The sequence below is a fragment of the Aquipseudomonas alcaligenes NBRC 14159 genome, from assembly GCF_000467105.1.
In the GTDB taxonomy this organism is placed as follows: domain Bacteria; phylum Pseudomonadota; class Gammaproteobacteria; order Pseudomonadales; family Pseudomonadaceae; genus Aquipseudomonas; species Aquipseudomonas alcaligenes.
Map to the genome: position 1 here is coordinate 1 of NZ_BATI01000079.1, position 3,698 is coordinate 3,698.

At 59.2% G+C, this 3,698-nt stretch carries 4 protein-coding genes; all 4 read left to right on the forward strand.

The features are described 5' to 3' along the window. Positions 1-13: 13 nt before the first annotated feature. Positions 14-571: a cupredoxin domain-containing protein gene (locus tag PA6_RS21980; RefSeq protein WP_021221949.1), complete on the forward strand. Its 558-nt coding sequence runs from the start codon at positions 14-16 to the stop codon at positions 569-571. A 147-nt stretch (positions 572-718) separates the two neighbouring features. Further along, positions 719-1,252, forward strand: coding sequence for a cupredoxin domain-containing protein (locus PA6_RS21985; RefSeq protein WP_021221948.1), 534 nt, complete (start codon positions 719-721; stop codon positions 1,250-1,252). Positions 1,253-1,331: 79 nt separating this feature from the next. Beyond that, a complete protein-coding gene (locus PA6_RS21990; protein ID WP_009686142.1) occupies positions 1,332-1,580 on the forward strand; it encodes a DUF2933 domain-containing protein in 249 nt (82 codons plus the stop codon). A 5-nt stretch (positions 1,581-1,585) separates the two neighbouring features. After that, the coding region (locus PA6_RS21995; RefSeq protein ID WP_021703168.1) for a heavy metal translocating P-type ATPase at positions 1,586-3,698 on the forward strand (2,113 nt) is incomplete at its 3' end.

The following is a 3,698-nucleotide window of genomic DNA, read 5'->3' on the forward strand; positions in this document are numbered from 1 at the left end:
GCGAGGTCTCACCATGAAACGCTTACCCCTTAAACTGCTGATCAGCACTCTGTTCATCAGCACCACCTTTCCGGCATTTGCCGAGGTCGGCGGCAGTAGCAATGGCATTGGGCAGCAGGCCCAGGCGACGCCAGCGACTCGTACCATCTTGGTAAAGATGGACGACATCAACTACAGCCAGAAAACGATCGATGTGAAGCCAGGTGAAACCGTGCGCTTCGTTCTGAAGAACGAGGGCGCGTTGATGCACGAGTTCAACATCGGGCAGGCAGCGTCCCAGCTGGAGCACCAGCGCAAGATGGCGTCCTTGTTCAAGGACGGCACACTGACCCCGACCGGCATGGCCGAGCGCATTGTCTGGCATGAGCGTTATGGCACGGGAGACTCCAACCCTCCAGGCTATCCGGAAGTCATCAAAGCCAAGCATGACGACCCGAACGCGGTTCTCGTCGAGCCCGGCACAACTAAAGAGTTCGTGTGGACCTTCCCTCAGGCGGGCAGTTTGAGCTTCGCCTGTACATTGCCTGGGCATTACCAGGCGGGAATGGTCGGTGAGTTTGCTCTGCGTTAGTCCGGCACCGGTGCTACCCGTTGGCCGCGGGCTGGGTAGCACCGATCTGACGAACCTTACTGCGATGTAGTTTTCGCGTCAGCGTACCGCCAGTTGCACCTCATTAGCATCGGGACTCATCCCTCCTCAACACCTCAGAGGCACACCATGAAACTCAGACCCGCTTTCATAATCACCACCCTTGGTTTACTGCTCAGTGCTGCCAATGCGCTGGCCAGCCCGGGCCACAAGAAAGACAGTATCGGGCAACCGGGAGACAGTCAGGCAGTAGATCGCACCATCGAAGTCCGGATGGGGGACATCTTCTTTGAACCCAAGGCAATGGAAATCAAGGCGGGCGAGACGGTTCGCTTCGTACTGCTGAACGAGGGAGCCCTGCTGCACGAGTTCAACCTTGGCAAAGCGGCATCCCATGCTGCGCATCAGAAAGAGATGGCTGCGATGTTTCAGAACGGCACGCTGTCCCCGACTGCAGCGCATGACATGAGCAAAATGGACCACGCCATGGGCGGCATGAAGATGGTCGGCATGGAGCACGACGATCCCAACAGCGTTCTGGTCGAGCCAGGTGCACGCGAAGAGCTGATCTGGACCTTCTCCGACGCTACTGATCTGGAGTTCGCCTGCAATGTTCCTGGACATTATCAGTCGGGAATGGTCGGTAAGGTGACCGTACGCTGAACTCCATTGATACGCGTCAACTCTGCCTGGCTAGAGCAACCTATGCTGATTCTATGGTCATTGAACCGAGGCTATTGTCATGGATCACACGCACCACACTGGCACTACGGAACCACCTTTTTGGAAGAGCAAGATTGGCATCGCACTGATCATGCTGGCCGTAATCGGCATCTTCTATGTCGCGCGCGAGCATTACGGTCATCTTTCGCAGGCTTTGCCATACCTCATCCTGCTGCTATGCCCGCTGATGCATCTGTTTGGCCACAATCATGGCGGGCACTCCCACTCCAGCGGAGCCGCAGTTTCCAAGGACGAGGATAGGAAGTAACTCGAATGCAAAAGACCTCCTGCCATCATGACCAGGGCCATGCACATCACTCGCACGGCCATCCAGAGAGCCCACGCGATCCGGTGTGTGGCATGGAGGTCAAATCTGATAGTCCTTACCAGGAGAACTTTGAGGGAAGGGCCTATCGGTTCTGCAGTACAAAATGCCAGGAGAAGTTCCAGGCAGCCCCTCATCAGTACATGAGCCATCAATCGCATGCCGGGCACCACCAGCATGCCGCTCCGCCAGAGTACTCAACTCAGGCAGGACTGGGGGCTGAATACACCTGCCCGATGCATCCCGAGATTCGCCAACCGAGCCCTGGCAACTGCCCGATCTGTGGGATGACGCTCGAACCCGTCATTCCAGAGCTGGAGGACGAAGAAAATCCGGAGCTGAAAGACTTTTCGCGACGGTTCTGGTGGACCCTGCCATTGACCGTCATCGTGACCGTGCTGGCGATGGCTGGTCATTCCTTGCAGCTGTTCCATGGAACATCCCAGAACTGGGTTGAGCTGGTTCTGGCAACGCCCGTGACGCTTTGGGGTGGCTGGGTATTTTTCACTCGCGGAATAGACTCCATCCGGCAACGCAGCCCTAATATGTGGACCCTGATCGGATTAGGAACTGCAGCCGCCTACCTCTACAGCGTGGCAGCCACCCTGGTGCCGCAGTGGTTCCCGGCGGCCTTCGTTCAGGATGGACGCATCGGCGTCTACTTCGAGGCCGCCGCGGTGATCATCTCGCTCACGCTGTTGGGCCAGATGCTCGAACTCAAAGCCCGCTCGCAGACCTCTGCCGCCATTAAGTCACTGCTGGGATTGGCCCCCAAGACTGCCCGGCGCATCAGGCCTGACGGCCAGGAAGAAGATATTCCGCTGACCCACGTCCATCAGGGTGACCACTTGCGTGTCCGGCCGGGCGAAAAAGTCCCGGTGGATGGCACCGTGCTGGAGGGCGAGAGCGCTGTCGACGAGTCGATGCTCACCGGCGAGCCGGTGCCCGTCACCAAGCGGGCAGGGGATACCCTCATCGGTGCCACCCTGAACACCCACGGCAGCCTGGTGATGGAAGCGCAGAAGGTGGGCGCCGAAACCATGTTGTCGCAGATCGTCCAGATGGTGGCTAAGGCCCAGCGTTCCAAGGCGCCCATGCAGCGTATGGCCGATGCCGTGGCAGGGTATTTCGTGGTGGGGGTGATCCTGATCGCGATCCTGACATTTTTTGGCTGGGGGGTGTTCGGGCCGGAATCAGGTTGGGTATTTGGCCTGATCAACGCTGTGGCCGTACTGATCATTGCCTGCCCATGCGCCCTGGGCTTGGCAACGCCGATGTCGGTCATGGTCGCGACCGGCAAGGCCGCCAGCAGCGGTGTGTTGTTCCGCGATGCCAGCGCTATCGAGAACCTCTGCAAAATCGACACCTTGATCGTCGACAAGACCGGGACACTGACGCAGGGGCGGCCGGCCTTTCATAGTGCAGAGGGAACCGGGCCGTTCGACTCGGTCGAGGTTCTGCGCTTGGCCGCAAGCCTGGACCAGGGCAGCGAGCATCCGCTGGCGCATGCCATTGTCGATCATGCGCGTGAACAGGGTCTTGCCCTGGTGAAACCGGAGACCTTCGAATCTGGCTCAGGTATTGGTGTACGCGGACAGGTCGATGGCCATCAACTGCAGCTTGGGAACACAGCGTTGATGGAGGAGGCGGGCGTCGATATTACTCCGCTGCGTAACCGTGCAGAGCAACTGCGCCTGGAGGGCATCAGCATCATCTATCTGGCCGTCGATGGTCGCCTGGCGGGTCTCCTGGCCGTTTCCGATCCAATCAAACCGACCTCCCAACAGGCTGTTGCTCAACTCCAGAACGCTGACGTGAAGGTCATCATGGCCACTGGCGATGGCCTCACCACAGCAAGAGCCGTGGCGAAGCAGTTAGGCATCGAGGAGGTGCATGGCGAGGTGAAACCGCAGGACAAGGAGAAATTAGTCGCCGAACTGCAGAGCTATGGCCGGCGTGTTGCCATGGCGGGCGACGGCATCAACGATGCGCCGGCCTTGGCCAGGGCCGACGTAGGCATCGCTATGGGCACGGGCACCGACGTGGCGATGAACAGCGCCC